A 26,348-nucleotide genomic window follows, 5' to 3' on the forward strand; every position below is an offset into this window, starting at 1 on the left:
AAACACCACCGAACACAGGAGAGCACGATGCAGAAGTTCGACACCCCCGCCCCGATCTCCGCCGTCCTCGACATCCCCGCGGGACGCATCCAGTTCATCGCCGCCGACCGAGCCGACACCACGGTCGAGGTCCGGCCCGCGGACGCCTCGAAGGGCCGCGACGTCAAGGCGGCGGAGCAGATCGAGGTCGCGTACGGCGACGGCGTCCTGCGGATCGAGGCCCCGGCGGCGAAGAACCGGATCCTCGGCGCTTTCGGTTCCGTCGAGGTCACGGTCCAGCTGCCGGCCGGCTCCCGCGTCGAGGCGAAGGCGGCCGCGGCCGAACTCCGCGTCGTCGGACGCCTCGGCGACATCGACTTCGAGGGCGCGCACGGCGCGGTCAGGATCGACGAGGCCGCGAGCGTTCGCCTCACCGCCACCGGCGACGTCTCGGTCGGCCGCCTGGGCGGCCCCGCGGAGATCAGCACCCAACAGGGCGCCATCCACATCGCCGAGGCGGTGCACGGCACGGTCGTGCTGACCACCCAGATGGGCGACGTGACCATCGGCGCCGCCCAGGGAGTGTCCGCCTCCCTGGACGCCGGCACCGGCTACGGCCGGATCAACAACTCGCTCAAGAACACCGACGGCGCCGCCGCCGGCCTGAACATCCGCGCGACCACCTCCCACGGCGACATCACCGCCCGCAGCCTGTAAAACCCGCAGCCGGCAAAGCAAAGCGGCCGGCAAAGCAAATAGGAGCACCCTTCATGACCAACCTGGCCATCGCGGCGAACGGGCTGCGCAAGTCCTACGGCGACAAGACCGTCCTCGACGGCGTCGACCTGACCGTCCCGGAAGGAACGATCTTCTCCCTGCTCGGCCCGAACGGCGCCGGCAAGACCACCGCCGTCAAGATCCTCTCCACCCTGATCTCAGCCGACCCGGGCACCGGCGACATCCGCATCGGCGGTCACCACCTGGCCGCCGACCCGCAGGCGGTGCGCGCCGCGATCGGTGTCACCGGGCAGTTCTCCGCCGTGGACGGGCTGATCACCGGCGAGGAGAACATGCTCCTCATGGCCGACCTGCACCACCTCTCCAAGCGTGCGGGACGGCAGGTCAGCGCCGAACTGCTGGAGCGCTTCGACCTCGTGGAGGCCGCGAAGAAGCCCGCCTCCACCTACTCCGGCGGCATGAAGCGCCGCCTCGACATCGCCATGACCCTGGTCGGCAACCCGCGGATCATCTTCCTCGACGAGCCGACCACCGGCCTCGACCCACGCTCCCGGCACAACATGTGGCAGATCATCCGCGAGCTGGTCTCCGACGGCGTCACCGTCTTCCTCACCACGCAGTACCTGGAGGAGGCCGACGAACTCGCCGACCGCATCGCCGTACTCAACGACGGCAAGATCGCCGCCGAAGGCACCGCGGAAGAGCTCAAGCGACTCATCCCCGGCGGACACGTCCGCCTGCGCTTCACCGACCCGGCCGCCTACCAGTCCGCCGCCTCCACCCTGCGCGAGGTCACGCGCGACGACGAGTCCCTCACCCTCCAGCTCCCCAGCGGCGGCAGCCAGCGCGAGCTGCGCTCCCTCCTCGACCGGCTGGACGCCGCCGGCATCGAGGCCGACGAGCTGACCGTGCACACCCCCGACCTCGACGACGTCTTCTTCGCCCTGACCGGCGGAACCGCCATCCCCACCCAGTCCAAGGAGACTGCCCGATGAGCTCCCTCTCCCTCGCCGTCCGCGACTCGACCACGATGCTGCGCCGCAACCTCCTGCACGCCCGGCGCTACCCGTCCCTCACCCTGAACCTGCTGCTCACGCCGGTCATGCTGCTCCTGCTCTTCGTCTACATCTTCGGCGACACCATGAGCGCGGGCATCGGCGGCGGTGGCGCCGATCGCGCGGACTACGTCGCGTATCTCGTCCCGGGCCTGCTGCTGATGACCATCGGCAGCACCACGATCGGAACGGCGGTCTCCGTCTCCACCGACATGAGCGAGGGCATCATCGCCCGCTTCCGCACGATGGCGATCCACCGCGGTTCGGTGCTCGTCGGGCACGTCGTCGGCAGCGTGCTGCAGTCGATCGTCAGCGTGGTCCTGGTCGGCGCCGTCGGTGTGGCCATCGGCTTCCGCTCCACCGATGCCACCGCCCTGGAGTGGCTCGCGGCGTTCGGACTGCTCGTGCTCTTCGCCATGGCGCTCACCTGGATCGCGGTCGGCATGGGCCTGGTCAGCCCCAACGCCGAGGCCGCGAGCAACAACGCCATGCCCCTGATCTTCCTGCCGCTCATCTCCAGCACGTTCGTCCCGGTCGACGCGATGCCGGGCTGGTTCCAGCCGATCGCCGAGTACCAGCCCTTCACGCCCGCCATCGAAACCCTGCGCGGCCTGCTGCTCGGCACCGAGATCGGCAACAACGGTTGGCTCGCCGTCGCCTGGTGCCTGGGCCTCGCGGTGCTCGGCTACTTCTGGTCGACCTCGAAGTTCAACGACGACCCGAAGTAACCGCCATGACAACGCGGGCCATCTCCCGCACCCCGTCCCACCCCAGGGCGGCGTACACCGACACACGCGTCGGAGTACGCCGCCCCGTTCGTATGCGTGGCGGGGGGGAGGGGGCGGCTGACGGCTGACGGCTGCCCGGGGGGCGGCTGACGGCTGACGGCTGCCCGGGGGGCGGCTGACGGCTGACGGGTATCCCGACAATGTCCGGACTCGCCCCATAGCCACTCCACCCCCACACCACCAGATCCACGCCCACAACCAGGAGATCCACGCCACAGACTCCGCCCACCCCTCCCACAGCCGTGATCGATCCGCAACCAATTCCGGTCTTGACCGAGACCCATCAACCGGCAGTCTGATTACGCTCCCGAACATGGCCGACTCCACAGCGTCCCCGACCCCCACGGACCGCCCCGTCTACGTCATCGGCGGCGGCCCCGGCGGACTCTCCGTCGCGTACGCGCTGCGCGCCCAGGGACTGCGCGCCGTCGTGCTGGAGAGGTCGGACCGGGTCGGCGCCTCCTGGCGGCGCCACTACGACCGGCTCCATCTGCACACCACCCGCCGGCTGTCGGGCCTGCCCGGGCTGCCGATGCCGCGCCGCTTCGGGCGCTGGGTGTCCCGGAACGACGTGGTGCGCTACCTGGAGAAGTACGCCGAGCACCACGACCTGGAGATCGTCACCGGCGTCGAGGTCTCCCGCGTCGAGCCCTCGGCCGACGGCTCCGGCTGGCTGCTGCACGCCACCGGCGGCCGGGAACTGACCGGCGCCGCGGTCGTCGTGGCCACCGGCCACAACCACACCCCGCACATCCCGCGCTGGCCCGGACGGGACGCATACGGCGGCGAGTTCCTGCACGCCGGCGAGTACCGCAACCCGGCGCCCTACGCCGGCCGCGACGTCCTGGTCGTCGGCGTCGGCAACACCGGTGCCGAGATCGCCGTGGACCTGGTGGAGGGTGGGGCGGCTCGGGTGCGGCTGGCGGTGCGGACGGTTCCGCACATCGTGCGCCGCTCGACCGCCGGATGGGCCGCCCAGTTCACCAGCATCCTCGTACGACGGCTGCCGGTCGGGCTCGTCGACCGGCTCGCGAGGCCCGTGGCGAAGCTCAGCGTGCCGGACCTGTCGGCCCAGGGACTGCCGCGCCCCGAGACCGGCCTGTACAGCCGGGTCGAGGAAGGCGCGATCCCGGTTCTCGACGTCGGCCTCGTCGACGCCGTACGCAACGGCCGGGTCGAGATCGTGGCCGCCGTCGACGGTTTCGAGGAGGGCAAGGTCATCCTCGCCGACGGCAACCGCGTCTCACCGGACGCCGTCATCGCCGCCACCGGTTACGTCCGTGCCCTGGAGGACCTCGTCGGCCACCTCGGCGTGCTCGACGCCCGCGGCAAGCCGGTCGTCCAGGGCGCCCGCACCCCGGCGAACGCACCCGGCCTGTACTTCACCGGCTTCACCAACCCCATCAGCGGCAACCTCCGTGAGATGGCGATCGACGCCCAGAAGATCGCGAAGGCCGTCGCCCGGCACAGCGCCGGAAGGGTTTCCCGTCTCGTATGAGATCCACAGGTGTCCTCGCTGGTGGCTTGTTGGGCGAGCTCGAGCGCGATGCGCGTGGTGCCCGCCGCTAAGCACTCGCTTCCGGTCTCGTGGCGGATGCGGCTGCAACGGCCGTAGCCAGTGGATCGCGGGCCGGGCGGCCAAGGATGTCCGCGAGGTCGGAGGCGGTGCCGTCCAGGAAGCCATGCCGGATGCCGGTGGCGATCGAGGCCAGCATCGGCGGCTGGAACGGCAGCAGTCCCGGCGTCTCGTCGAGGAGCCTGCGCCGGTACTCGCCCAGGCTGATGCTGCGGTGTGGGACCCCGAGTCGACTGGCCACCTGCCCGGCCGTGACCGGCGTGCCGACGAGGTCGTAGACGCGCCCGCTGTGCCGTGCCGGAGCCGCCGCAACGATCGCCGCGGCCTCCGCTAGATCCTCCCGCGCGACTGCCGCCAGGGCACCATCACCGAACGCGGACTCCACACGATCGCCGGCCCACATCAGCAGACCGCCGAAGAGCTCGGCGTACAGGCCGTTGCGCAGGATCGTCCACGGCAATCCGCTTGCCTGCAGCAGGCGTTCGGTCGCACGGTGCGCGAGCGCGAAACCGAGATGGTCGCCGGCACCGGTCAGGCTCGTGTAGACGACGTGGCGGACGCCATCACGGACGGCGGCGTCCAGGACCGCCGCATGCCGCTCGACGACCTGGTCGTCCTCGGCATAACCGGCGGAAACCAGCACCAGGGTCGACACACCGGCCAGATCGAGGCCCACATGGTCGTCGAAGTCGATACGCCGCATCCCCTCGCCCGGCGTGCGGCTGCCGCCCGCCACGACGACGCCGCGGGCGCGCAGCGCCGCAAGAGTGGCCGAGCCGAGATTCCCGTTCGCTCCGGTCACCAAGATCATGTCAATCGCAGTCTTCCGTCGTGGTTCTCAGTCGTGGTTCTCAGTCGTGGTTCTCAGTCGTGGTTCTCGGTCGTGGTTCTCATCGGTAACTACGCTTGATCCTTGACCGCACATCCACCGGCCACAAGGAGGCAGTTCGATGTCACTCACGCACACCGGCGTAACCACCACACCCGCCGAACTCGCCCCCTGTGGAAGCGAGGACCACCCCGACTGCGGCATCCGCGACGTCCTGGACCGCATCGGCGACAAGTGGTCGGTGCTCGTGATCGTCGAACTCGCGGGCGGACCGCGCCGGTTCCGCGAACTCCAGCGCGCCATCGACGGCATCTCCCAGCGGATGCTCACCCTCACCGTACGAAGGCTCGAACGCGACGGCCTCGTGCTGCGCACCGTGTACCCGACCGTCCCGGCCCAGGTCGACTACCGCCTGACCGAAACCGGGGCCGGCCTGACCCACCTGGTCAAGGCACTCGCCGACTGGTCCCTCGCCCACCGCGCCGTCATCGCCGAGGCACGGCACGCCTACGACCGGACCCACCCCGACCACGACATCCGCTGACGCGAGTTGGGGGCGTGCCGGATCGCCGGATCAGGCATCGCCAACCCGATCAGCGGCAATCTCCGCGAGATGGCGATCGACGCACGGCGCTCGCCAAGACCGCCTCCGCAACCAGCCGCACGGCGTAGACACGCTCAACTCTCCTACGTATATCTCCTGTTACTTACGAGTCAGAAGTTGCGCGAGAGCTGTACCGCGCCACCGCACGGAGCCAGAATGTGAGCCCTGTTCAACTTTCCGGCTCCACCCCCCTCTCGCTACGACGGAGGACGCACGTGGCACGTGAAAGACAGCTCCCCCCGCTCCCCCCGCTCCCTCGTAACTCCCGGAACTCCCAGATCTCCCGGCGCTCACTCCTGGGCGGCGCGGCCGCCGCAGCCGGCGCCGCCACCCTCACCGCGACCACCGCCGGCACGGCCTCCGCGGCCACCCGCGCGGTGGACGTCGCCATCGTCGGTGCCGGTCTGGCCGGCCTCACCGCGGCCCGCGACCTGGTGGCGGCCGGCAAGTCGGTCGTCGTCCTGGAGGCCCGCGACCGCGTGGGCGGCCGGGTGGTGGGCCTCAACCTCGCGGGCGGTGGAGTCACCGAGGGCGGCGGCGAGTTCATCGGCCCCACCCAGGACCGCATCAAGGCGCTCGCGGACTCACTCGGCGTGCAGACCTTCGCCACCTACAACACCGGCGACAACCTCCTCTACAAGGACGGCAAGAAGACCCCCTACGCCACCGACGGCATCCTCGGCTCGGTCCCGCCCATCGACGCGGCCGGGCTCGCCAACGCCGCGATCGTGCAGGCCACGCTCGATGACCTGGCCAAGCAGATCCCGGTCGCCGCGCCCTGGACCGCCGCGAAGGCCGACGAGTGGGACCGGCAGACCTTCGAGACCTGGCTGCGCGCCAACGCGGTCGTCCCGTCCGCCAAGTTCCTCTTCGACGTGGCCTGCACGTCGATCTTCTCGGCCGAACCCCGTGAACTCTCCTTCCTGTTCGTCCTCTTCTACATCGCCGCCGCCGGCAACGCCTCCACCCCCGGCACCCTGGAACGCCTCACCGAGACCGCGAACGGCGCCCAGGAACTGCGCTTCGTCGGCGGCTCCCAGCTGGTGCCGATCAAACTCGCCGCCACGCTCGGCGACCGGGTGGTGCTGAGCGCCCCGGTGCGCACGATCGCCCGGTCCGGCGGCAACTACGTCGTGACCGCCGACGGCATCACCGTCACGGCCAAGCGAGTCGTCGTCGCCGCACCCCCGCCGATCGCCGCCCGTATCTCGTACGACCCCCTCCTCCCGGCCGCCCGCGACCAGCTGACCCAGCGCCTGCCGATGGCCTCGGTCGGCAAGGCGATCGCGATCTACGACACCCCCTTCTGGCGCGCCGACGGCCTCAACGGCCAGGTCGTCAGCGACACCGGCGTGGTCAGCTCCACCTTCGACAACTCCCCGCCCGACGCCTCCTACGGCGCCCTGATGGGCTTCATCGAGGCCGACGAGGCCCGCAAGCTGGACGCCGCGAGCGAGGCGGAGGTCCGGGCGGCCGTACTGAAGGACTACGTCACGTACTTCGGCGAGAAAGCGGCCTCCCCCACCTCCTTCGTCCTGCAACGCTGGAACAACGAGGCCTACACCCGCGGCGGCCCCGTCTCCATCGCCGCGCCCGGCGTCCTGACCCAGTACGGCCCCGCCCTGCGCGAGCCCGTCGGCGGCATCCACTGGGCCGGCACGGAGACCTCCACCTACTGGATGGGCTTCATGGACGGGGCGGTGCGGTCGGGGGAGCGGGTGGCGAAGGAGGTGCTGGAGGCGCTCTGAGCGACGCTATGAGTGGCGCTATGAGTGGCGCCTGCGCGAGGTCGCCGCGCAGGTTCCCGCGTCGGCTCGGCCAACTTTGCGTGCACAGCCATTCCTGACTAAGCGTCAGTTCCCTTAATCTGACACTGCGTCAGTTAATCGCTGTCACACAGGAGCGGGCGGACCGATGCTTGGATCAACCCACGGCACCCTCACCACCGACTCCCGCCGGGCCCGGGTCATCGCCTGCGGCGAACAGCCCGGGCCCGCCGTCCACGGCCGGCCGGCCGAGGTCGACGATCTCGACGTCAGCGGCCGTCCGCTGTACTCCGACGTGCCCGATCTGGACCGCTTCTTCCGGCCGGAGGCGGTCGCGGTGATCGGCGCCTCGGACGCCGAGGGCCGGCCGAACACCGGCGTCACCCGCCAGCTGATCGCCTGGTCCGAGCGGGTCGGCGCCCGGCTCCATCCCGTGCACCCGAACCGCCCGTCCGTCTTCGGCATCCCCTGCTCTCCCTCCGTCGCCGACCTGCCCGAGCAGGTCGATCTCGCCGTACTGCTGGTCGCCGACCCCCTTCCGGTGATCGAGGAACTGGCCGAGGCCAAGGTGAAGTTCGCCGTCGTCTTCGCCTCCGGGTTCGCGGAGACCGGCGAGGAGGGCGCCGCAGCGCAGGACCGGCTCTCCGCCGCCGTCGAGCGGTCCGGGATGCGGCTGCTGGGCCCCAACACCAACCTCAACGCCTTCGAGCGGTTCCGCGACGACCTGGACGGTCCCGCGATCGCCCTGATCACCCAGTCCGGCCACCAGGGCCGCCCCGTCTTCGCCCTCCAGGAGCTCGGCATCCGCCTGACCCACTGGGCACCCACCGGCAACGAGGCCGACCTGGAGACCGCCGACTTCATCTCCTACTTCGCCGAGCGGCCCGAGATCGGAGCCATCGCCTGCTACGTCGAGGGCCTCAAGGACGGCCGGTCCTTCCTGCTCGCCGCCGACCGGGCCGCCCGCCGCAAGGTGCCGGTCGTCGCCGTCAAGGTGGGCCGCACCGAGACCGGTGCCCGCACGGCCGCCTCACACACCGGCAAGCTGACCGGCGCGGACGCGGTGGTGGACGCGGCGATGCGGCAGTACGGGGTGATCCGGGTCGACGGCCTGGACGAACTCCAGGACACCGCCGCCCTGTTGGCCCGCGCACGGCCGCCCCGCGCCGAAGGCGTCGTCGTCTATTCGATCTCGGGCGGCACGGGCGCGCACTTCGCCGACCTGGCGAGCGAGGCAGGCCTCACGCTGCCGGCGCTGTCGGAGGCCAAGCAGGCCGAGCTGCACCAGTGGATACCCGAGTACCTGAGCGTGGCCAACCCGGTCGACAACGGCGGCCATCCCGTCGGCGACTGGCGCGGCCGGAAGATCATCGACGCGATCCTCGACGACCCCGACGTCGGGGTGCTGATCTGCCCGGTCACCGGCCCCTTCCCGCCGCTCAGCGACCGGCTCGTCCAGGACCTGGTGGACGCCGCCGAGCGGACGGCCAAGCTGGTGTGCGTGGTCTGGGGGTCGCCGGTCGGCACCGAGCCGGCGTACCGCGAGGTACTGCTCGGCTCCTCGCGCGTGGCCACCTTCCGCACGGTCGCGAACTGCATCACCGCCGTCCGCGCCTACCTCGACCACCATCGCTTCGTGGCCGGCTACCGCTCCCCGTTCGACGAGGCCCCGCGCACGCCCTCGCCGTCCTTCCGCAAGGCGCAGGCGCTGATGCGTCCGGGCCAGCAGTTGAGCGAGCACGCGGCGAAGCAGTTGCTGCGGGCGTACGGAATCCGCGTCCCGCGCGAGCAGTTGGTGACCAGCGCGGCGGCCGCCGTACGGGCCGCGGGGCTGGTGGGCTACCCCGTGGTGATGAAGGCGTCCGGCGCGCAGATCGCCCACAAGACCGAGCTCGGCCTGGTCAAGATCGGACTGACTTCCGCCAGCCAAGTGCGGGACGCCTACCGTGAGTTGACTGACATCGCCCGCTACGAGGACGTCTCCCTGGACGGCGTCCTGGTCTGCCAGATGGTCGAGCGGGGCGTCGAGATGGTGGTGGGCGTCACCCACGACGAGCTGTTCGGGCCGACGGTGACGGTCGGACTCGGCGGGGTGCTCGTGGAGGTCCTGGGCGACACCGCCGTGCGCGTGCCGCCCTTCGGTGAGGAGCAGGCGCGGGACATGTGCGCGGAACTGCGCGGGCGGGCCCTGCTCGACGGGGTCAGGGGGCGTCCCCCGGCGGACCTCGACGCGCTCGTGGAAGTCGTCCTGCGGGTGCAGCGCATGGCCCTGGAACTGGAGGACGACCTCGCGGAACTCGACATCAACCCGCTGATGGTGCTGCCGCAGGGGCAGGGGGCAGTGGCCCTGGACGCCTTGGCCATCTGCCGACCGGCCCCCGAACAGCTGTCGTAAGAAGCGGAGTACCCCCATGACTTCCTCCCCCGAAGAGTCCGTCGCGAAGTCCGTCAAGTCCGTCGCGAAGTCCGTCGAATTGCCCGTCGAAATGTCCGGCGAAATGTCCGTCGAGCCGGAAATCGAGCCGCCGATTTCCGCTGATTCATTGGTACAGCACGCCACTGACAATCGGGTCTGCCGCATCACCCTCAACCGCCCCGATGCCCTCAACGCCATCACCCCTGACCAGCGCGAACGCATCATCCAACTGCTCGCCGACGCCTCCGCTGACCCCGGCGTACGGGCCGTCGTACTGACCGGCAGGGGCCGTGGTTTCTGCGCGGGTGCGGACCTGCGGGGGACGGCGGCCGGCGCGGAGCGCATCGCCGGCGATGTGGCCCGCACCATCCGGCTCGGCGCCCAGCGGCTGATCGCGGCCGTCCTGGACTGCGAGAAGCCGGTGATCGCGGCGGTCAACGGCACCGCGGCCGGCCTCGGCGCGCATCTCGCGTTCGCCTGCGACCTCGTACTGGCCGCGGAGTCCGCACGGTTCATCGAGGTGTTCGTACGCCGCGGCCTCGTCCCGGACGGCGGCGGTGCCTATCTCCTCCCCCGCCTCATCGGCCCCCAGCGGGCGAAGGAGCTGATGTTCTTCGGCGACGCGCTCACCGCGTCGGACGCGGAGCGGCTGGGCCTCGTCAACCGTGTCCTGCCGGACGGGGAGCTGGACAAGACGGCCCGCGAGTGGGCCGAACGCCTCGCCACCGGCCCGACCCGCGCCCTCGCCCTCACCAAGCAGCTCGTCAACGCCTCCCTCGACGCCGACCGCACCACGGCCTTCGCGGCGGAGGCGGCCGCGCAGGAGATCAACATGACGACGCGGGACGCGCGGGAGGGGGTGGCGAGCTTCGTGGAGCGCAGGAGTGCCGAGTACAAGGGCCGGTGACGCTCAGGAGGGCCGCTTCAGGATCCGCAGGTCACCCGCGTCCGGGTCGCCGAACAGGACGAAAAGCTCGGGCTCTTGCTCCGTGCCGCCGATCGTCCAGTACGTGTCCCGCCCGCATCCGCCGTCGAGTCGTACGAGCACGCCGTCGCGACCGCTGTGCTCACCGGGCGACCAGTTGCCGGTTCCGTCGCACACGTCGATCGGGTCCGGGTACCAGTCGCCGGACTCGGCCTGGGCGGGCAGCTTGCTCACCTCGGCCCGTCCGCCCGTGTGCAACCGGAGCACAGCCCCGTCCTCGCCACGCCAGACTCCGGCGAGTCGCTCGGCGGACAGCTTCGGAGGCTCGTACTCCTCGATCAGTCCCGTCACCGTGGCCGGTACGGCGACCACGATCACCAGCATGAACAGCGCGGCGGAGAGCAGCGCCGAGCGGAGCCAGACACCCCACGCCCCCCACACCCGGCCCGTGGCACGCGCGCGTCCGCGTCCGTATGCGAGCCCGAGTACGGGCAGCACGCCCAAGGCCGCCAGAGCCGCGGCCGTGCGAAGGAACGGCCAGCCCCAGAGCACCGCGGTCAGCACCGCCCAGACCGCACCGACCGCCGTCGCGCACAGCAGGTGCCAGGCCCACCGGGGCCCGCGAAGGCGGCCGGCCGCCAGGCGGGCGAGGACGCCGGCCGGTCCGATGTGCGCAGCCGCGTGGAGGAGGCCGAGCACCGGCAGGATCAGCGGCACGAAGAGGAACAGGCAGACCAAGCCGAAGGCGCCGCCATAACCGATGCCGTAGTCGTCGCTGCCGGTGACCTCGACCACCCACCACAACAGCCACGCCGCCGGCAGCTGCGCGGCGGCGATCGCGGCGGCCGTGTTCAGCTCGGCGAACACGGTGGTCGAGCCGTCGGGTCTGTGTTCCTGCTGTATGTGTTCCTGCTGTATGTGTTCCTGCTGTATGTGTTCCTGCTGTATGTGTTCCTGCTGTATGTGTTCCTGCTGTATGTGTTCCTGCTGTATGTGTTCCTGCCACATGTGCCCTTGCTGCATGTCTCCCCACCCCATGGGCGCAGCGTACGCAGGGGTTTTCCGCGCCCCCGCACACCCCTTCCAATCTGACAGACCGTCAGCTTCAATGGTCGGTGTGATGGGACACGCAGGGATGGCGGCCGCCGCCGTCCGCTACCTCAGGTCGGCCGACGCACCGCCCGTAGCAGCCCTTCCGCGCCCGGAACTGCGGTGTGTGGGCGAGGACGAGCGGGCGCCGATCCCGCAGGGCGAGTTCCGGCGCGTGCTGGGGAACTTCGCGACGGGCGTGGCCGTTGTCACGGCACCGGCAACCACAGTCGGCGGCCCACCGGCCGGGTTCGCCTGCCAGTCTTTCTCCTCCCTCTCCCTCGACCCGCCCCTCGTCGCCTTCATGGTCGGCCGTACGTCGACGACGTGGCCGCGCATCGCCCGCGCGGGCGTCTTCTGCGTGAACGTCCTGAGCGCAGGTCAGGGCGAGTTGTGCCGCGCCTTCGCGGTGAGCGGCGCGGACAAGTTCGCGGGGGTCACGTACGACGCGGCCCCGGCATCCGGCTCCCCGCGCCTCGCGGGCACGCTCGCGTGGATCGACTGCACGATCCACGCGGTGCACACGGGGGGCGACCATCTGATCGTGGTGGGCCGGGTGGAGGCCCTGGGGGCGAGCGACGCGGCTGAGGCGCCGCTGCTGTTCCACAAGGGGCGGTTCCTCTAGGCGCCCTCCAGGCCACGGCCCTGCCACGGCCCGGCCTCGGCCCGGCCTGCTTCAGGCCTGCTTCGGGCCTGCTTCGGGCCTGCTTCGGGCCTGCTTCGGGCCTGCTTCGGGCCTGCTTCGGGCCTGCTTCGGGCCTGCTTCGGGCCTGTCCTAAGCCGCCATCACCACAGGTTCCGTCTGCCGCCGGATCACCAGCGCCATCAGCGCCGCCGCCGCGCACAGCGCCCCCGACGCGTACCAGACCATGTCGTACGTACCGAAGACGTCCCGCACGACCCCGCCGAGGAAGGCCACCAGCGCGGCGCCGACCTGGTGGGAGGCGAGGACCCAGCCGAAGACGATCGCGCTGTCGTCGCCGTACTGCTCCCGGCACAGAGCGACGGTGGGCGGGACGGTGGCGACCCAGTCGAGGCCGTAGAAGACGATGAAGAAGAGCATCGGCGGGTGGACCGACGGGGCGAGCAGCATCGGCAGGAACAGCAGTGAGATGCCGCGCAGGGCGTAGTAGACCGCGAGCAGGCGGCGCGGCTCGAAGCGGTCGGTGAGCCAGCCGGAGGCGATCGTGCCGACCACGTCGAACACGCCGATGACCGCGAGCAGCGAGGCGGCGGCCGGGACGGCCATGCCGTGGTCGTGCGCGGCGGGCACGAAGTGGGTCTGGATGAGGCCGTTGGTGGAGGCGCCGCAGATCGCGAAGGTGCCGGCCAGCAGCCAGAACGGGCCGGTGCGGGCCGCCGAGAAGAGCACCGTCAGCGCCCGGCGCGCGGCGCCCGGCACGGGGGGCGGCTTGGGCACGAACTCCTTCGCGCCGTACGGCTTCAGGCCCACGTCGGCCGGGTGGTCGCGCAGCAGCAGCCAGACGAAGGGGACGACCGCGAGGGCCGCGAGGGCGACCGTGACGGCGGCCGGGCGCCAGTTGCCCGCCTGGACCATCAAGGACAGCACGGGCAGGAAGATCAGCTGGCCGGAGGCCGAGGCGGCGGTCAGGATGCCGGTGACCAGGCCGCGCCGCTCGGTGAACCAGCGGTTGGTGACCGTCGCCGCGAAGGCCAGCGCCATCGAACCGGTGCCGAGGCCCACCAGCAGGCCCCAGCACAGCAGCAGCTGCCAGGCCGCCGTCATCCACACCGTCAGGCCCGAGCCGAGCGCGATCATGGTGAGCGCGACCGCGACCACGCGCCGGATGCCGAAGCGGTCCATCAGGGCGGCGGCGAAGGGGGCGGTGAGCCCGTACAGCGCGAGGTTGATCGAGACAGCGGCACTGATGGTGCCGCGCGACCAGCCGAACTCCTCGTGCAGCGGGTCGATGAGCAACCCCGGCACGGAGCGGAAGGCGGCGGCGCCGATGATCGTCACGAAGGCCACGGCGGCGACGAACCACGCCCGGTGCAGTGACATTTTGCGGGTCCGCCGCGGGCGGGAGCTCTTGAGTGGCCGGATGTCCTCTGCGGTGGCTGCTGCCTCGGTTGTCTGGGTCACGACATAGAGCTTCGGGCCTGTGATCGGTCCGAACGAGTGGCCCGAAGGACAGCATTCGCTAGGATCGGGCCATGGATACGAGGACCGAGGAGACGGAGACCGGGGGCACGGGGGCCCAGGGCCCGGAGATCGAGGGCATGGCGATCGGGGGCACGGAGCCCGAAAGCGCCGCGGCGACCAATGGCCCGGAGACCGAAGGCACGGAGGCCGAGGGCCGCGGCTTCCGGCCGCACCGCATAGTCGTCCTGGCCCTCGACGGCGCCCTCCCCTTCGAGCTGGGCATCCCGCACCGCATCTTCGGCCGCCCCAAGGACGCCCGGAGGCGGCATCTGTACGAGGTCGTCACCTGTTCGATCCGGCCACCCGGCCCCGTGCAGACCGACGCCGACTTCGCCATCCAGGTCGAACACGGCCCGGAGACCCTCGCCACCGCCGACACCGTGATCGTCCCGGCGTCGTACGAACTCGGCCCGGTCTTCGAGGAGGGCGTCCTCACCGACGAACTGGCCGCCGCGCTCGCCCACATCCGCCCCGGCACCCGGCTCGCCTCGATCTGCACCGGCGTGTACGTCCTGGCCGCCGCCGGCCACCTCGACGGACGCCCGGCCACCACCCACTGGGCGGACGCCGAGCGCTTCCAACGGCTGTTCCCGAAGGTCGAGGTCGACGCGGACGTGCTGTTCATCGACGACGGCGACGTACTGACCTCGGCCGGGGTCGCGGCCGGGATCGACCTGTGCCTGCACATGGTCCGCCGCGACCACGGCACGGCGATCGCCAACGAGGTGGCCCGCCGCACGGTCGTACCGCCCCACCGGGACGGCGGCCAGGCCCAGTACATCCACCGCCCGGTCCCCGACCCCCAGACGGCGTCCACGACCGCGGCCCGCGCCTGGGCCCTGGGCAGGCTCCACGAGCCGATCCAGCTGCGCGACATGGCCGAGCAGGAGGCCATGTCCGTACGGACCTTCACGCGCCGCTTCCGCGAGGAGGTCGGCGTCAGCCCCGGCCAGTGGCTCACCCAGCAGCGCGTCGAACGCGCCCGGCACCTGCTGGAGTCCACCGACCTGTCCGTCGACCAGGTGGCCCGGGACGCCGGCTTCGGCACCGCCCAGTCGATGCGGCAGCACCTACAGGCGGCGCTCGGCGTCACACCCACCAGCTATCGGCGCACCTTCCGCGCAGGCGCCGGTCGCAACGTCGACACCCAGGCTCTCAGCGACACTTGAGCCGACCCTGCGGACCTCTCCCCACCAGCCGAGCGCCGTCAGCAGCAGGGTCAGCACCACACCGGCGACTACGGCCGTGGACGGCGCGACCACCTGGAGCAGGCCGCCGGCGAGGGAACCCGTCGCCGCGTAACCCGCGCCCGCGGCCGCGTACATCACGGAGTACCCGGCGGCCAGGGCGCCCGGTGGCAGGGCCTCGCGCAGGGACAGGTTGCGGGTGATCAGCGCGCCCGACTGCAGTGTGCCCGCCAGGACGAGGGCGACCGCGATCCCGGCCGCCCCCGGTATCAGCGCGGCGAGGGTCACGAAGGCCGACATGCCGCACATCAGCACCACACTGCGCGCGCGGAGCCGCCCCGGCCACGACCGGAGGCCGTACAGGAACGCCCCGAGCCCCGCCCCCGTCGCCATGCCCGCCAGCATCGGGCCGGACCAGCCCACGCCGATGCCGCGCTGCTCCAGCAGGGCGGGCAGGGTGAGTTCGGCGAGGCCGAGCAGGGTCAGGCTGGCCGCGCCCGTGACGTACACCGGCCACGCGCGTATCAGCACGCGGAGCTTCGGCCGGCCTTCCTCCCCGCCCTCTTCCCCCTTGCCCCAGCCGGCGGGCAGCAGCCAGTGGCCCGCGATCGACGACGCCATCAGGGCGGCCGCTAGGAGCAGCGGCAGCCGGGGCGCCACCCCGAGGGCGAGGCCGGCGACCGCGACCGGGGAGAGGGCCCACACGCCCGACATCAGCATCGACTCGGCGGACAGCGCCTGCGCCACGGCACGCTCCGGGACCAGCGAGGTCAGCAGCGCCCGCTGACCGCCGGCGGCCGCGGCCGGTGCCGCACCGGCCAGGAACGCGAACGCCCCCAGCACGACGGGGTGCGCCCCGGCCAGCACCCCGACCCCCGCGAAACCCACCGCCCCGCCCGCGAGCCCGAGGGCCAGATGACGCCGGCCGCGAGCCGGGTCCAGCCGCATCCCGAGGACCGGAGCGGCGATGATCTCGCCGAGCACATAGGCAGCCGCGAGCGTCGCACCCAGGGTGTAACCGCCGGGCCGCTCCCGCACCAGGAACACCAGGGCCAGCGGCGCCATGGCGACCGGCATACGAGCGGCGACGGCGGTGCAGGCCCAGATCAGAACCTGCTTGGAGGCGACGTCTCGATAGGTCATGGAGACGACGGTAGGCGCCGCCACTGACAACACGGCAGCGGATTTCCGGGCCTGTGGAAAACGGCCCAGAGGAGCCTCGGAAGCCGAGGGAGAGCTCAGAAGCGGAGGGAGAGCTCAGAAGCCGCGGGGGGGGCAGAAGCCGGGAGAGCTCAGAAGCCGGAGGAGGCCTCAGAACGTGAGCACCGCGCGAGCCACCTTCCCCGCCTCCGCATCCGCCGCCGCCCTCTCGAACTCCTCGACCGGGTACGTCTGCGTCACCAGCTCGTCCAGCAGCAGCCGCCCGCTCCGATACAACTCGGCGTACAGCGCGATGTCCCGCTGCGGCCGCGACGACCCGTACCGGCACCCCAGGATCGACTTGTCCAGGTACATGGAGGACACGACGAAGGAGGCCTCGGCACCGGCCGGCGGAACGCCCAGCAGAATCGCCTGCCCATGCCGGTCGAGCAGCTCGACGGCCGCCCGGATCAGCTCCACGCGCCCCACGCACTCGAAGGCATGGTCCGCGCCCGCGGGCAGCAGCTCGCGCACCCCCTCCGCCGACGTCAGGAAGTCGGTCGCCCCGAACTGCCGCGCCACCGCCTCCTTCGCCGGATTCGCGTCCACGGCGACGATCCGCAGCGCACCCGCGATCCGGGCCCCCTGAATGACGTTGAGACCGATACCGCCGGCACCGATCACGACCACGCTGTCCCCGCGGTCCACCTTCGCCCGGTTGAGCACAGCGCCCACCCCGGTCAGCACCCCGCAGCCGATGAGCGCGGCCGAGGGCAGCGGAATGTCCTCGGGGATACGAACCACCTGCACGGCCTTCACCACGGTCCGCTCCGCGAACGCGGAGTTGGACGCGAACTGGAAGACAGGCCGCCCACTTCGGGCGAACGGCTGCCCAGGCCGCCCGATGGCCTGTCGGCACATGGTCGGCCGCCCCCGGTCGCACTCGGCGCACGTACCGCAGTTGGCGAGCGTGGACAGCGCCACATGGTCTCCCGGCACGACATGGGTGACTCCCACACCCACCGCTTCCACCACCCCCGCCCCCTCATGGCCCAGCACCACAGGAACCGGGAAAGGTATGGTCCCGTCCACCACGGACAGATCGCTGTGGCACAATCCCGCGGCCGAGATGGCGACCAGCACCTCCCCCGGCCCCGGGTCCCGCACCTGAAGGTCGTACGCGACCTCGACCCGCTTCCCGTCGAACACCACGCCGCGCATCACGCAACCCCCTTGGGTTCCCTCGGCAGCCCGAGCACCCGCTCGGCGATGATCGTGCGCTGAACCTGGTCCGACCCGCCGTAGATGGTGTCGGCCCGGGAGAACAGGAACAGGTGCTGCGCCTCGTCGAGTTCGTACGGCGACGAAGCCGACCACTCCCCGGGCCCGACCCCCGCCACCGCCCCCCGCACCTGCATCGCCAGCTCTCCGAGCCGCTGATGCCAGCCGCCCCAGAGCAACTTGGCCACGCTGGGCGCCCCCGCGTCCCCGGCCCTGCCGAGCGTGCGCAACGCATTCCAGCGCATCACCCGCAGCTCGGCCCACTGCCGCACCAGCCGCTCCCGCACGACGGGATCCCCGACCGCACCCGACTCGACGGCCGCCCGCACCACCCGCCCCAACTCGGCGGCGAACCCGACCTGCTGGGCCAGCGTCGAAACCCCCCGCTCGAACCCGAGCAGACTCATCGCGACGCGCCAGCCACCGCCCTCTTTCCCCACGACGTGCTCCACGCGCGCGCGTGCCCCGTCGAAGAACACCTCATTGAAGTCACTGGTCCCCGTCATCTGCCGGATGGGCCGCACCTCGATCCCCCCCGGCTGATCCATGGGCACGAGCAGGAAAGTCAGCCCGCGATGCCGGCTCGACTCCGGGTCCGTACGGGCAAGGACGAAACACCAGTCGGCCTCATGGGCAAGGGAGGTCCAGATCTTCTGCCCGGTGACCCGATATGCCCCGTCGGACCCCAGCTCGGCCTTGGTCCGAATCCCCGCGAGATCCGACCCCGCACCGGGTTCGCTGTACCCCTGACACCACAGCTCGTCCCCGGCCGCGATCGCCGGAAGGAACCGGCTCTTCTGCTCTGCGCTGCCGTGCGCGATGAGCGTGGGCGCCAGAAGCTTCTCGCCGATGTGCCCCGAGCGAGCAGGCGCGGCCGAACGGGCGTATTCCTCGGCCCAGACGACCTGCTGAGTGAGTGTCGCGGTCCGATTGCCGTACCCGCCCTCGCCCCAACCCAGCCCTACCCACCCGGCTTTCCCGAGAGTTCTTTCCCAAGTACGCCGATCCTGAGCGTCCTTGGCATGCTCGTCGAGCCACGCCCGCGTCTCCCGACGGAACGCCTCGTCCTCCGCCGTGAACCCGAAGTCCATGGGGTCTCCTCTTGATTACCGGCCAGGAACAGCGCCCTTAAGGGGCGCGAGGAACTGCGCGACAAGCCACAACAATCCGCAGACGCCGCACGAACCCTGAGCCCCGAGCTATTAGGCGTTCGGCCGTTCCCCCCGCGCCGCAGCCCTAGCCATCGCCTCCACCCGCTCCAACATCGGCATCGGATCCACCCCCACCGACCCGGGCAAGGCCTCCGCGATCTTCTCCGGCGTCCACCCGCCGGAGGCATACGCGGCACGCAACTCCCGCGGCTGGGCCCACACCGCGATCTTCGCCCCCGCGACCGTGTACACCTGCCCCGTAACCCCGTGCTCCCGAGCAGGATCCGACAACAGGTAGACCACCAACGCGGCGACGTCCTCCGGCTCCCCCATCTCCGCCAACTCGGTGGGAACCCCGGCCGACATCCGCGTACGAGCCACCGGCGCGACCGCGTTGGCGGTCACCCCGTACCGGTGCAGGCCCAGCGCGGCGCTCCGTACCAGCGAGATGACCCCGCCCTTCGCCGCGCTGTAGTTCGCCTGCGAAACCGACCCCTGGTGATTGCCGCTGGTGAACCCGATCAAGGTCCCCGCCCGCTGCTTGCGCATCACCGCCGACGCGGCCCGGAACACCGTGAAGGTCCCCTTCAGATGTGTGGCGACGACCGGGTCCCACTCCTCCTCGGTCATGTTGAACAGCATCCGCTCGCGCAGGATCCCGGCGACGCACACGACCCCGTCGATCCGCCCGTAGGCCGACACGGCGGCGTCCACGACCCGCTGCCCACCGGCCATCGTGGACACGTCGTCGGCCACGGCGACCGCTTCGCCGCCCGCCGCCTCGATCTCCTTGACCACACCTTCGGCGACCTCACTCGTGGGCGAGACCCCGTCCACGGACACGCCATAGTCGTTGACGACCACCCGCGCCCCCTCGGCCGCGGCCGCCAAGGCCACGGCTCGCCCGATCCCCCGCCCGGCGCCCGTCACGGCGACGACCCTGCCTGCCAAGAAGTTCCCCACGCCCCGGCCCCTTCCCGCGGTTTCTGACGGTCCGTTAGATTCGACTTGATTCTACGACCCGTCAGATACGCGGAGACAAGCCCCGGGGAGGACTCATGTCACTGCCGGATGCGTTCCACGAGATCGCCAAGCGCGTGAACAACTGGGGCCGTTGGGGGGCGGACGACGAGATCGGCACCCTCAACCTGATCACCGACGAGGTGGTCCGCGAGGCGGCCGCCTGCGTCCGCACCGGCCGTCGCGTCCCCCTGGCCCTCCCCCTGCAGCAGGACGGCATACAGACCGGCATGATCCCCGGCCGCGTCAACCCGCTGCACACCATGGTGCAGATCAACCAGGAAATCTTCGGGCCGGGAACCATCGCATGCAGCGACGACGCCGTGACGATGGGGCTGCAGGCCGCGACCCACTGGGACGCACTCACCCACGTCTCCCACTCGGGCCGGCTCTACAACGGCCGCCCCGCCGGCACCATCACCCCGCACGGCGGCGCCGAGTTCAGCGGCATCGACAAGGCACGGCACATCGTCTCGCGGGGCGTACTGCTCGACGTGGCACGCGCGCGTGGCGTCACACGGCTCGACGGCGGCCACGCGGTCACGCCGGAGGACCTGGAGGCGGCCGAGGAACTCGCGGGCACACGCGTGCGTGCCGGCGACATCGTGCTCGTACGGACGGGGCAGATCCAGGTCTGTCTCGCGGGCGACAAGCACGGGTACGGCTACCCCTCGCCCGGTCTGTCGATCCGTACGCCGGAGTGGTTCCACGCACGCGACGTGGCGGCCGTCGCGAACGACACCCTCACATTTGAGATCTTTCCGCCCGAGATCGAGAATCTGTGGCTGCCCGTGCACGCGCTCGACCTGGTGGAAATGGGGATGCTCCAGGGCCAGAACTGGAATCTCGAAGAGTTGTCCACAGCCTGTGGAGAAGCGGGCCGCTACGCGTTCCTGCTGTCGGCGATGCCCGAGCCCTTCGTCGGCGGTACGGGAACTCCCGTGGCACCCGTGGCGGTGCTCTGACGAGGTCGGCTGGCGGCGCGGCGGTGATCGCCCCGAGCACGGCACCGCGCGCCGCCATCCGACTCCGGCGTACCCGCCCCGTCTCTCCGGGCCCTGAGAGAACCGACGCCGAATCGCGACCCACACTCGGCGAGGGCCCCCGTCACCGAAACCCTCGTCGTCCCCTCGCGGCGAATCGCTGAACACAAGCGTGATCAACCGGACACGCGACGTCAACACCCACTCGGTGATTTGTTACTTACGCCCTATTTACAGAAGGCGCGCACAGAAGCATGTCCGGGCGCACCGACGCTCGCCCACACAGGGGTGACAGCGCTTTCTGCAACCGTGCACCGAACCCGGCGGAGTTGGCGCACCGTGCGCCCGTCACACCGCTTCGTAGGCGAGCCCCTCGTACGCCGACGCCCCGCTCCCGTAGGCGGAAGCGGGCCCGTGCGACTCCGATTCGCGGTCCAGTTCGCACCAGATCCGCTTGCCGGCACCTTCACAGCTCCAGCCCCACCGGTCCGCGAGGCCGTCGACGAGCGCGAGGCCCCGGCCGCCGGTGGCGTCGCCGTCGACACACCGGGGCACGGGGGCACGGTCGCTGCGGTCGGCGACCTCCAGCCGTACGGTGGCGGACTCCTCGGCCGCGCCTGGCAGGGACAGTCGCAGCACGGCCGGGCAACCGGTGTGCACCACGGCGTTGGTGACCAGTTCGGAGATGAGCAGGATCAGCGTCTCGGCGAGCGGTTCGTCGGCCTCTATCCCGGAACCGGCAAGCCGCGAGCGGGCCCACCGCCGGGCTCGCCCCACCTCAGCGGGGTCGGGCCGGATCTCCAGCTGCACTTGAAGCACCTGCACCGCTCACACCATCCGAACCGGCGGACACTTAGCCCCGCGCCTCACGAGGGCCACGATCCTAGCCATTCTTTTCATGGCCAGAACAATGGCCAAAGCCAGGGTCACGGAACGTGAATCCCTTAGCTGACAGCATGGTTGACGTACAGTCACCCCAACAAGCGCTTCGGGCATATTCCAGCGCGAAGGAGTACCCCTGCGGCATACTGTGCGACGCTTGTTGCGGGGAGTCGAACAGGCGGGAGCAGAGAGCCCTTCCGCCCTGCGAGCACTGGCGCGCACCGCCGGATCCGGCGCCGCCTCAAGGGCAACTCCGGCATGGCTCGTGCTCGGAACCACTCGCATCTCACACAAGGTACCGGAGCGGGCAGTCGACTCCAGGCCGTGACGAGTCACGCGTAGGACACAACCCGATATCAACGCTCCGTAATTCCGGTATGCCACAATCCGCGACATCCGCGCAGGCCCCGTCGGTGATGCCGCAGACCAGGCGGTCTTAGATCGGCTGTGCGAGAAGTTCGGCGGCCAGACTCTCCTCACTCTCCGTAGCGTCACCCGCACGGTGTGTCCGTACCCATGCGCGCTTCAGATGCAGGTGGACCTCGAACTCCCAGGTGAATCCCATGCCGCCGTGCACCTGAAGACAGTCGCGGGCACCCCGCACGGCGGCCTCGTCGGCGAGCAGCCGGGCGGTGTCGATGTCCGCCGCGTCGGCGGTGACGGCCGCGGCGTAGACGGCGGCGCGGGCGGTCTCCGTCCGCACCAGCATGTCCGCGCACAGGTGTTTCACCGCCTGGAAGCCCCCGATCGGCTGCCCGAACTGCTCGCGGGCCCGGGCGTGTTGCACGGCCAGCTCGCACGCACGCGTGGCGCTGCCGAGTTGCTCGGCGGCGGTCAGGAGTACGGCGACGGGGTCCACGCCGCGGGCCACGGGAACCCGGTGCAGGGGCGTCAGCGGATCCACCGACCGCAGCGGTACGGCCCCCGCCGCGTCCCCCCGTACGACGTCCGCCTCCGTGAGCCACTCCACCAGCCCGCACGCGCCGACGTCCGCCACGACCGCCTCCCCAGTGGCCGCGCCCGACACCTCCCCGGCCGCGAGATGCGTGGCCACCAAGGGCCCGGGCAGCAGCGTCCGCCCCGCCTCCTCGAAGGCCAACACCGCCTCGGGCAGCCCGAGTCCGACGCCGCCCCGCGCCTCCGGCAGCCGTAGCGCGAAGAACCCGGCCACGCCGAGCTCCCGCCACAGCGCCCGGTCCAGGCGGCCGGGCTCGTCGACGGCGGCCCGCAGCACCTCCCGGCCGAAGCGCCGCGCCAGCAACTCCCGCACACCGTCCCGCAACGCCCGCTGGTCCTCGGTCAGTTGGAAACGCATCCGTCACCGCCCCTTCGGCAGCCCGAGGATCCGCTCGGCCACGATGTTCCGCTGGATCTGCGAGGTGCCGGCCGCGATGGTGTAGGACAGCGAGGACAGCCGGTCGAGCACCCACGGCTGGTCCAGGTCCAGTGACTGCGGCCCCAGTACGTCGGCGGCGGCGCCATAGAGCTCCTGACGGGCGTGCGAATACCTCAGTTTGAAAACCGAACCCCCGACCCCCGGCACCCCGCCCGTCCGTTCCGCCTCGCTCACGTTCCACTGCGTCAGCCGCCACAGCGCCCGGAACTCGGCGTTCAGCCGCCCGAGCCTTCGCCGCAGCACCGGATCGTCCCAGCGGCCGTTCTTGCGCGCCTCACCGGCGAGTTCGCGCAGCACCCGACGGCACGCGACGACCTCGCCCACGAAGGCCGTACCGCGCTCGAAGGACAGGGTCACCATCGTCACGCGCCAGCCGTCGTTCTCGTCCCCGACCCGGTTGGCGACCGGCACCCGCACCTCGTCGAGGAACACCTCGGCGAACTCGGCCGACCCGGCCAGGGTCCTCAGCGGCCGTACGGTGATGCCCGGCGCGCCCATGGGCATGGCCAGCCAGCTGATCCCACGATGCTTGGGGGCCTGCGGGTCGGTGCGCACCAACAGCTCGCACCAGTCGGCCACTTCGGCGTGGGATGTCCAGATCTTGGACCCGCTCACCACATAGTCGTCGCCGTCCCTACGCGCGCGCGTGCGCAGCGCCGCGAGGTCGGATCCGGCGTCCGGTTCGCTGAAGCCCTGACACCAGACCTCCTCTCCGCGCAGGATCGGCGGCAGCCAGCGCGCCCGCTGCTCGGCGGTCCCCTCGGCGGCGATGGTCGGCCCCGCGTGCAGCAGCCCGACGAATCCCGCACCCACGTAGGGCGCGCCCGCCTTCTCGGTCTCCTCCAGGAAGATCAGCCGTACGGTCGGGGACGCGTCCCAGTGGACATCGGCGTACCCGGCGTCGTAGAGCCTGCGCTGCCAGCCGAGGTCGTAGGCGCGGCGTCCCGGCCAGTCGTCCGGGGAGGGCTTCGGCGGAAGGGTGGGGAGCGCCTTGGCCAGCCACTCCCGCAACCGGGCGCGGAACTCCTCTTCTTCGGGCGTGTACGCCAGATCCACGTGCCGGACCCCCTCCGCCGGAAGTACCAGAGACCTGATGGGCCGTCAGATTTCCAGAGCCAACTGGAAGGCTAGACCCGCACCCCTGGACCGACAAGGCGGTGAGCCCTACGCTCTGCCCACCATCTGACTGACCGTCAGCTAATGCAGGGGGCTGTCATGAACGACACCGCTCACGCCCTGAGTTCCTCGCGCACCCTCTGGGACCTGGTCGCCCGGCGCGCCGAGCGCACCCCCGACCGACCCGTCCTCCTCCAGGACGAGCGCTCCCTGTCCTTCGGCGACCTACGCGCGCGTGCCGAGCGCGTGGCGGCGGGCCTGTACGACATGGGCGTACGCCCCGGCACGGTCGTCGCCTGGCAGCTGCCCACCCGCATCGAGACGGCCCTGCTCTCCTGCGCTCTGGCCCGCCTGGGCGCCGTACAGTCGCCGGTCATCCCGTTCTACCGGGACCGTGAAGTCGGTTTCGCGCTGCGGGAGTCGAAGGCGGAGTTTTTCGCGGTGCCGGGCGAGTGGCGGGGCTTCGACCACACGGAGATGGCGCGGAGGCTGGGTGCGAAGGGGGTCTTCGAGGCGTATGACAGCCTGCCCGACGGCGATCCTTCGGTACTGCCCCCGCCGCCCGCCGAGGGCACCTCGGTGCGCTGGATCTACTGGACCTCGGGGACGACCTCCGACCCCAAGGGCGTACTGCACACCGACCGCTCACTGATCGCGGGCGGCTCCTGCCTTGCGCACGCGCTGCGTCCGACCGCAGACGACGTGGGGTCGATCGCCTTCCCGTACGCGCACATAGGCGGCCCGGACTACATGGTGATGCTGCTGTTGTACGGCTTCCCGGCGGTGATGTTCGAGCAGTTCGCGCTGCCGGACGCGCTGGCGGCGTACCGCCGGCACGGCGTGACGATCGCCGGCGGGTCGACGGCCTTCTACTCGATGTTCCTGGCCGAGCAGCGCAAGGAGCCGGGCGGTGGGAAGGTCGTGCCCTCGCTGCGGCTGCTGGCGGGCGGCGGGGCGCCGAAGCCGCCGGAGCTGTATCACGCCGTGGTCCGCGAGATGGGGGTGCAGCTCACGCACGGATACGGCATGACCGAGGTGCCGATGATCACGATGGGGGCGCCGGACGACACGGCGGAGAACCTGGCGACGACGGAGGGGCGGCCGCCGCGGGAGATGGAGATACGGATCGTCGAGGGTGAAGTGCGGCTGCGCGGGGAGGCGGTGTGCCGGGGTTATCTGGATCCGGCGCAGACGGCGGCGGCCTTCGACGAGGAGGGGTTCCTGCGGACCGGTGACCTCGGCTATCTGACGGACAGCGGGCATCTGGTGCTGACCGGCCGGCTCAAGGACGTGATCATCCGCAAGGGCGAGAACGTCTCGGCGAAGGAGATCGAGGACCTGCTGCACCGGCATCCGGCGGTCGGGGACGTGGCGGTGATCGGGCTGCCGGACGCGGAGCGCGGGGAACGGGTCTGCGCGGTGGTGGAACAGCCGGCCGGCGCGCACAAGCCGACGTTGGAGGAGCTGACGTCGTATCTGCGCGGGGAAGGGCTGTCGACGCACAAGCTGCCGGAGCAGCTGGAGGTGGTGGACGCCCTTCCGCGCAACGACACCCTGCGGAAAGTGCTCAAGTACAAGCTCAGGGAGCGCTTCTCAGGGGCGTAGGGACCAGCGGTGCTCGTCTCATTCGGGCACGGTGAAGTAGCGGGCGAACGCGGTCACGATCTCGCCCTCGGCCACCTTGCCGTCGCTGTCCGCGTCGAGCGTGGCGGCGGCCGCCTTGGCGACCTCCTGCTGCACGCCGAGGCAGACGAGCACGCGCGCGGTGTCGGCGACGGTGGCGGATCCGTCGCCGTCGGGGTCGGCCACGGCGAGGGCGGCGTGCAGGAAGGGGCGGGCGATCTCGGCGAACCGGTCCGGGTTGTCACGCAGCCGCTTGACCGCGCCGTTCACGAACTCCTCGCGGGTGATGCGCTGGTCGCCATCCCGGTCCGCGATACCCGCCATGCCCTGCCAGAACGCCTCGGCGCCGATGTACAGGGCCTGGCCCTTGTCGGACCGGGCGGCAGTGCCGAACTCCGCGAGCAGCGCCTTGGCCGCCGCGTTGAAGTCCTCCCGGTCGATGTAGCCGTTGCCGTCCTGGTCGAAGGTGGCGAACCGGGCGGCGATCCTGCGCTCGTACTCGCTGCTGACCATGTCTTATCGGGCCGCCTTACGTGACGTGGGGTGCATCTCGCACGGAGCGTACGACGCCGGGGGCCGTCCGGGCGCGGGAAAGCGGCGGTTGTGCCAAGACCGGGGGAATTTTGGGACAACGGTGTGG

Annotated in this window: 23 protein-coding genes; 12 read left to right on the forward strand and 11 right to left on the reverse strand. The window is 71.0% G+C overall.

Annotated elements, in window-relative coordinates:
• Positions 1 to 27 precede the first annotated feature (27 nt).
• The 4 genes from PBV52_RS20690 (at position 28) to PBV52_RS20705 (ending at position 4,058) form a co-directional block, all read left to right on the forward strand.
• Positions 28 to 696: a DUF4097 family beta strand repeat-containing protein gene (locus PBV52_RS20690; protein WP_274240044.1), complete on the forward strand. Its 669-nt coding sequence runs from the start codon at positions 28 to 30 to the stop codon at positions 694 to 696.
• 53 nt (positions 697 to 749) lie between these two features.
• Complete coding sequence (locus tag PBV52_RS20695; RefSeq protein WP_274240045.1) at positions 750 to 1,712, forward strand: ATP-binding cassette domain-containing protein; 963 nt, start codon at positions 750 to 752, stop codon at positions 1,710 to 1,712.
• Positions 1,709 to 2,500, forward strand: coding sequence for an ABC transporter permease (locus PBV52_RS20700; RefSeq protein ID WP_274240046.1), 792 nt, complete (start codon positions 1,709 to 1,711; stop codon positions 2,498 to 2,500). The genes PBV52_RS20695 and PBV52_RS20700 overlap by 4 nt, the downstream gene beginning before the upstream one ends.
• A 373-nt stretch (positions 2,501 to 2,873) precedes the next feature.
• On the forward strand, positions 2,874 to 4,058 hold the full coding sequence (locus PBV52_RS20705) for an NAD(P)/FAD-dependent oxidoreductase (protein ID WP_274240047.1): 1,185 nt from the start codon (positions 2,874 to 2,876) through the stop codon (positions 4,056 to 4,058).
• A gap of 67 nt (positions 4,059 to 4,125) precedes the next feature.
• Here the strand turns inward: PBV52_RS20705 and PBV52_RS20710 are convergent, their stop codons facing one another.
• Entirely contained in the window at positions 4,126 to 4,947 is an 822-nt protein-coding gene (locus PBV52_RS20710) for an NAD(P)H-binding protein (protein WP_274240048.1), read from the reverse strand.
• Positions 4,948 to 5,086: 139 nt separating this feature from the next.
• Between PBV52_RS20710 and PBV52_RS20715 the strand changes: the two genes are divergently transcribed.
• From PBV52_RS20715 to PBV52_RS20730, 4 genes are all read left to right on the forward strand, one after another.
• Positions 5,087 to 5,509: a helix-turn-helix domain-containing protein gene (locus PBV52_RS20715; protein ID WP_274240049.1), complete on the forward strand. Its 423-nt coding sequence runs from the start codon at positions 5,087 to 5,089 to the stop codon at positions 5,507 to 5,509.
• A 275-nt stretch (positions 5,510 to 5,784) separates the two neighbouring features.
• Positions 5,785 to 7,317: an FAD-dependent oxidoreductase gene (locus tag PBV52_RS20720; RefSeq protein WP_274240050.1), complete on the forward strand. Its 1,533-nt coding sequence runs from the start codon at positions 5,785 to 5,787 to the stop codon at positions 7,315 to 7,317.
• Positions 7,318 to 7,483: 166 nt separating this feature from the next.
• The gene (locus PBV52_RS20725; protein ID WP_274240051.1) at positions 7,484 to 9,730 is read left to right on the forward strand and encodes an acetate--CoA ligase family protein; all 2,247 of its coding nucleotides are present in this window, start codon (positions 7,484 to 7,486) and stop codon (positions 9,728 to 9,730) included.
• Positions 9,731 to 9,833: 103 nt separating this feature from the next.
• Positions 9,834 to 10,658: an enoyl-CoA hydratase/isomerase family protein gene (locus PBV52_RS20730; protein WP_274249480.1), complete on the forward strand. Its 825-nt coding sequence runs from the start codon at positions 9,834 to 9,836 to the stop codon at positions 10,656 to 10,658.
• Between the two features lie 3 nt (positions 10,659 to 10,661).
• On the opposite strand, the gene PBV52_RS20735 is transcribed toward PBV52_RS20730, so the two are convergent.
• On the reverse strand, positions 10,662 to 11,714 hold the full coding sequence (locus PBV52_RS20735) for a hypothetical protein (RefSeq protein ID WP_274240052.1): 1,053 nt from the start codon (positions 11,712 to 11,714) through the stop codon (positions 10,662 to 10,664).
• 82 nt (positions 11,715 to 11,796) lie between these two features.
• On the opposite strand from PBV52_RS20735, the gene PBV52_RS20740 reads away from it, so the two are divergent.
• Positions 11,797 to 12,390 carry a flavin reductase family protein gene (locus PBV52_RS20740; RefSeq protein ID WP_274240053.1) on the forward strand — a complete coding sequence of 198 codons (594 nt, stop codon included), beginning with the start codon at positions 11,797 to 11,799 and terminating at the stop codon, positions 12,388 to 12,390.
• 150 nt (positions 12,391 to 12,540) lie between these two features.
• Here the strand turns inward: PBV52_RS20740 and PBV52_RS20745 are convergent, their stop codons facing one another.
• Complete coding sequence (locus tag PBV52_RS20745; protein ID WP_274240054.1) at positions 12,541 to 13,869, reverse strand: MFS transporter; 1,329 nt, start codon at positions 13,867 to 13,869, stop codon at positions 12,541 to 12,543.
• Positions 13,870 to 13,940: 71 nt separating this feature from the next.
• Between PBV52_RS20745 and PBV52_RS20750 the strand changes: the two genes are divergently transcribed.
• Positions 13,941 to 15,098: a GlxA family transcriptional regulator gene (locus PBV52_RS20750; RefSeq protein WP_274240055.1), complete on the forward strand. Its 1,158-nt coding sequence runs from the start codon at positions 13,941 to 13,943 to the stop codon at positions 15,096 to 15,098.
• Here the strand turns inward: PBV52_RS20750 and PBV52_RS20755 are convergent.
• From PBV52_RS20755 to PBV52_RS20770, 4 genes are all read right to left on the reverse strand, one after another.
• A complete protein-coding gene (locus PBV52_RS20755; protein ID WP_274240056.1) occupies positions 15,000 to 16,259 on the reverse strand; it encodes an MFS transporter in 1,260 nt (419 codons plus the stop codon). The genes PBV52_RS20750 and PBV52_RS20755 overlap by 99 nt on opposite strands.
• Before the next feature lie 168 nt (positions 16,260 to 16,427).
• Positions 16,428 to 17,477 carry an alcohol dehydrogenase catalytic domain-containing protein gene (locus PBV52_RS20760; protein ID WP_274240057.1) on the reverse strand — a complete coding sequence of 350 codons (1,050 nt, stop codon included), beginning with the start codon at positions 17,475 to 17,477 and terminating at the stop codon, positions 16,428 to 16,430.
• A complete protein-coding gene (locus PBV52_RS20765) occupies positions 17,477 to 18,628 on the reverse strand; it encodes an acyl-CoA dehydrogenase family protein (RefSeq protein ID WP_274240058.1) in 1,152 nt (383 codons plus the stop codon). The genes PBV52_RS20760 and PBV52_RS20765 overlap by 1 nt, the downstream gene beginning before the upstream one ends.
• A gap of 111 nt (positions 18,629 to 18,739) precedes the next feature.
• Positions 18,740 to 19,651: an SDR family oxidoreductase gene (locus tag PBV52_RS20770; protein WP_274240060.1), complete on the reverse strand. Its 912-nt coding sequence runs from the start codon at positions 19,649 to 19,651 to the stop codon at positions 18,740 to 18,742.
• A 95-nt stretch (positions 19,652 to 19,746) separates the two neighbouring features.
• Between PBV52_RS20770 and PBV52_RS20775 the strand changes: the two genes are divergently transcribed.
• Positions 19,747 to 20,673 (forward strand): cyclase family protein, encoded by a 927-nt coding sequence (locus PBV52_RS20775; protein ID WP_274240063.1) that lies wholly within the window; start codon positions 19,747 to 19,749, stop codon positions 20,671 to 20,673.
• 366 nt (positions 20,674 to 21,039) lie between these two features.
• On the opposite strand, the gene PBV52_RS20780 is transcribed toward PBV52_RS20775, so the two are convergent.
• The 3 genes from PBV52_RS20780 to PBV52_RS20790 all read right to left on the reverse strand — a co-directional run bounded on the left by PBV52_RS20780 (position 21,040) and on the right by PBV52_RS20790 (position 24,025).
• Positions 21,040 to 21,501, reverse strand: coding sequence for an ATP-binding protein (locus PBV52_RS20780; RefSeq protein WP_274249482.1), 462 nt, complete (start codon positions 21,499 to 21,501; stop codon positions 21,040 to 21,042).
• 508 nt (positions 21,502 to 22,009) lie between these two features.
• Complete coding sequence (locus PBV52_RS20785) at positions 22,010 to 22,888, reverse strand: acyl-CoA dehydrogenase family protein (protein ID WP_274240065.1); 879 nt, start codon at positions 22,886 to 22,888, stop codon at positions 22,010 to 22,012.
• A 3-nt stretch (positions 22,889 to 22,891) separates the two neighbouring features.
• On the reverse strand, positions 22,892 to 24,025 hold the full coding sequence (locus tag PBV52_RS20790) for an acyl-CoA dehydrogenase family protein (protein ID WP_274240067.1): 1,134 nt from the start codon (positions 24,023 to 24,025) through the stop codon (positions 22,892 to 22,894).
• A 159-nt stretch (positions 24,026 to 24,184) separates the two neighbouring features.
• Here PBV52_RS20790 and PBV52_RS20795 point away from each other — a divergent pair, with 159 nt between their 5' ends.
• The gene (locus PBV52_RS20795; RefSeq protein WP_274240069.1) at positions 24,185 to 25,690 is read left to right on the forward strand and encodes a class I adenylate-forming enzyme family protein; all 1,506 of its coding nucleotides are present in this window, start codon (positions 24,185 to 24,187) and stop codon (positions 25,688 to 25,690) included.
• An 18-nt stretch (positions 25,691 to 25,708) separates the two neighbouring features.
• Here PBV52_RS20795 and PBV52_RS20800 read toward each other — a convergent pair whose 3' ends face one another.
• Complete coding sequence (locus PBV52_RS20800) at positions 25,709 to 26,221, reverse strand: EF-hand domain-containing protein (RefSeq protein WP_274240071.1); 513 nt, start codon at positions 26,219 to 26,221, stop codon at positions 25,709 to 25,711.
• Positions 26,222 to 26,348 lie beyond the last annotated feature (127 nt).

Origin of the sequence: Streptomyces sp. T12 (assembly GCF_028736035.1) — a bacterium.
In the GTDB taxonomy this organism is placed as follows: Bacteria; Actinomycetota; Actinomycetes; order Streptomycetales; family Streptomycetaceae; genus Streptomyces.

Coding starts and splice junctions, on each gene's coding strand:
- PBV52_RS20690 (WP_274240044.1), top strand. CDS start 28: ATGCAGAAGTTCGACACCCCCGCCCCGATCTCCGCCGTCCTCGACATC.
- PBV52_RS20695 (WP_274240045.1), top strand. CDS start 750: ATGACCAACCTGGCCATCGCGGCGAACGGGCTGCGCAAGTCCTACGGC.
- PBV52_RS20700 (WP_274240046.1), top strand. CDS start 1,709: ATGAGCTCCCTCTCCCTCGCCGTCCGCGACTCGACCACGATGCTGCGC.
- PBV52_RS20705 (WP_274240047.1), top strand. CDS start 2,874: ATGGCCGACTCCACAGCGTCCCCGACCCCCACGGACCGCCCCGTCTAC.
- PBV52_RS20710 (WP_274240048.1), bottom strand. CDS start 4,947: ATGATCTTGGTGACCGGAGCGAACGGGAATCTCGGCTCGGCCACTCTT.
- PBV52_RS20715 (WP_274240049.1), top strand. CDS start 5,087: ATGTCACTCACGCACACCGGCGTAACCACCACACCCGCCGAACTCGCC.
- PBV52_RS20725 (WP_274240051.1), top strand. CDS start 7,484: ATGCTTGGATCAACCCACGGCACCCTCACCACCGACTCCCGCCGGGCC.
- PBV52_RS20730 (WP_274249480.1), top strand. CDS start 9,834: ATGTCCGTCGAGCCGGAAATCGAGCCGCCGATTTCCGCTGATTCATTG.
- PBV52_RS20735 (WP_274240052.1), bottom strand. CDS start 11,714: ATGGGGTGGGGAGACATGCAGCAAGGGCACATGTGGCAGGAACACATA.
- PBV52_RS20740 (WP_274240053.1), top strand. CDS start 11,797: ATGGGACACGCAGGGATGGCGGCCGCCGCCGTCCGCTACCTCAGGTCG.
- PBV52_RS20750 (WP_274240055.1), top strand. CDS start 13,941: ATGGATACGAGGACCGAGGAGACGGAGACCGGGGGCACGGGGGCCCAG.
- PBV52_RS20755 (WP_274240056.1), bottom strand. CDS start 16,259: ATGACCTATCGAGACGTCGCCTCCAAGCAGGTTCTGATCTGGGCCTGC.
- PBV52_RS20760 (WP_274240057.1), bottom strand. CDS start 17,477: ATGCGCGGCGTGGTGTTCGACGGGAAGCGGGTCGAGGTCGCGTACGAC.
- PBV52_RS20765 (WP_274240058.1), bottom strand. CDS start 18,628: ATGGACTTCGGGTTCACGGCGGAGGACGAGGCGTTCCGTCGGGAGACG.
- PBV52_RS20775 (WP_274240063.1), top strand. CDS start 19,747: ATGTCACTGCCGGATGCGTTCCACGAGATCGCCAAGCGCGTGAACAAC.
- PBV52_RS20785 (WP_274240065.1), bottom strand. CDS start 22,888: ATGCGTTTCCAACTGACCGAGGACCAGCGGGCGTTGCGGGACGGTGTG.
- PBV52_RS20795 (WP_274240069.1), top strand. CDS start 24,185: ATGAACGACACCGCTCACGCCCTGAGTTCCTCGCGCACCCTCTGGGAC.
- PBV52_RS20800 (WP_274240071.1), bottom strand. CDS start 26,221: ATGGTCAGCAGCGAGTACGAGCGCAGGATCGCCGCCCGGTTCGCCACC.